General features: G+C 76.1%; 2 protein-coding genes. One reads left to right on the top strand and one right to left on the bottom strand.

What is annotated here, in order from left to right:
- Positions 1-900 (bottom strand): ROK family protein (locus ACOV8S_RS29780; protein WP_448321586.1); only part of this gene is annotated, 900 nt, incomplete at its 3' end.
- Positions 901-1,070: 170 nt separating this feature from the next.
- Here ACOV8S_RS29780 and ACOV8S_RS29785 point away from each other — a divergent pair.
- Complete coding sequence (locus tag ACOV8S_RS29785) at positions 1,071-2,063, top strand: LacI family DNA-binding transcriptional regulator (RefSeq protein WP_448321637.1); 993 nt, start codon at positions 1,071-1,073, stop codon at positions 2,061-2,063.
- The last annotated feature ends 12 nt before the right edge of the window (positions 2,064-2,075 follow it).

Genomic DNA, 2,075 nt, shown 5'->3' on the forward strand with positions numbered 1-2,075 from the left:
GGTCAGGGCGGGAACGACCCGCAGGTCCCGGGTGAACGCGAGCGTGGCGTAGTCCGGGAGCGCCTGCCGCAGCGGGGCGAACAGGACCTCGCCCGCCTCGGCCACTCCCCCGCCGACGACCGCGACCTCTATCTCCACCAGCGCGGCCACCCCGGCGATCGCCGCCGCCAGGGCGCGCCCGGCCCGGGCGAAGGCGGCCACCGCCGCCGGGTGCCCGTCCCGCGCGGCCGCGGCCACCTCGGCGGCCGAGCCCTCGCCGCCGGGCTCCGGACGCCAGCCGTTCTCGCGTGCCCGCCGGACGATGGCCGGGCCCCGGGCCAGGCCCTCGACGCAGCCGCGGCCGCCGCAGGGACAGGGGTCGCCGTCGAGGTCGACGCTGATGTGACCGATGTGCCCGGCGTTGCCGGTGCGCCCGGGCCGGACCCGGCCGCCGAGGACCAGGCCGCCTCCGACGCCGGTGGAGACCACCATGCACAGGGCGTGCGAGCTGTTCCTGGCGGCGCCCACCCAGTGCTCGGCCGCGGCGACGGCGGCTCCGTCGCCGATCAGCTCCACCGGCAGCCCTCCGGTCAGCTCCCGCACCCGCTCGCGCAGCGGATAGCCGCGCCAGCCTGGGATGTTGACCGGCGAGACGGCGCCCGCGACGCGGTCGACCGGGCCGGCGCTCCCGATCCCGACGGCCTCCACGGCGGCCCATCGCGGTGAGTCGCGGAGGTCGCCGAGCACCTCGGCCGCCGCGGCCATCACGGTCGCGCCGTCCTCCGCGGCGGGCGTGGGACGTCGCGCGCGCAGCAGAATGCGCCCGTCGGCATCCACCAGCGCGCCCGCGATCTTCGTGCCGCCGACGTCGAGCGCCGCCACCAGGCCGGCGCGGGAGGGCGCGGTGTCCATGGGCGTCATGTCCCCTGCTTTCCTGCGATGTCCTTGCCTGACAACGATGTCCGCACTCTATGCTCGTCGCCACACCCGGCCCCATCCGCCCTCCGGAATCCGCCCTCCCAGGACAGGACTTGCGCATCGTGACCCTGACCGCCGGCCGTCCGCCCGTCCGTTACGGCAGCCGCCCCACGATGAAGGACGTGGCGAGCCGCGCGGGCGTGGGTCTGAAGACCGTCTCCCGGGTGGTCAACGCGGAGCCCGGGGTGACCGCCGAGACCCGGCGGCGGGTGCAGGAGGCGATCGACGCCCTCGGGTTCCGCCGCAACGACAGCGCCCGGGTGCTCCGCAAGGGGCGCACCGCCACCGTGGGGCTGATACTCGAGGATCTCGCCGACCCCTTCTACGGACCGCTGTCGCGTGCGGTGGAGGAGGTGGCGCGCGCCCACGACACGCTCCTCATCAACGGGTCCAGCGCCCACGACGCCGGCCGGGAGCGGGAGTTGGCGCTGGCGCTGTGCGCCCGGCGGGTGGACGGCCTGCTGGTGGTGCCCGCGGGCGCCGACCACCGGTACCTGGAGCCGGAGATGCGGGCCGGGATCGCCACCGTCTTCGTGGACCGCCCGGCCCGCGGCATCGAGGCGGACACCGTGCTCACCGACAACCACGGCGGCGCACGGGCCGGGGTGGCGCACCTGATCGCGCACGGACACCGGCGGATCGGCTACATCGGGGACGTGCCGGGCATCCACACCTCCGACGAGCGGTTGCGCGGCTACCGCACGGCGATGGAGGAGGCCGGGCTGCCGGTACGGCCCGACCATGTGTCCCTCGGCAGCACCGCGCCGCAACGGGTGCGGCGGGCGGCCGAGGAGATGCTGGACGGTCCGGATCCCGTGACGGCCCTGCTGACCGGCAACAACCGGGTGACGGTGACGGTGGTCCGGGTCCTCGCGGAGCGGCAGCCGCACCGCCCGGTGGCGCTGGTGGGCTTCGACGACTTCGAGCTGGCCGATCTGCTGCGTCCCGCGGTCACCGTGGTGGCGCAGGACCCGGCGGGGCTGGGCCGGGTGGCGGCGGAGCGCCTGTTCGCCCGGATGGACCAGGCCGACCTCGAGCCCTCGGTGGTGGAACTGCCGACCCGGCTGGTGGTGCGGGGGTCGGGAGAACTGCCCCCGGCCGACTGACGCCACACCGCC

It is taken from the genome of Streptomyces sp. CO7, assembly GCF_053474865.1.

Coding starts and splice junctions, on each gene's coding strand:
- ACOV8S_RS29785 (WP_448321637.1), top strand. CDS start 1,071: ATGAAGGACGTGGCGAGCCGCGCGGGCGTGGGTCTGAAGACCGTCTCC.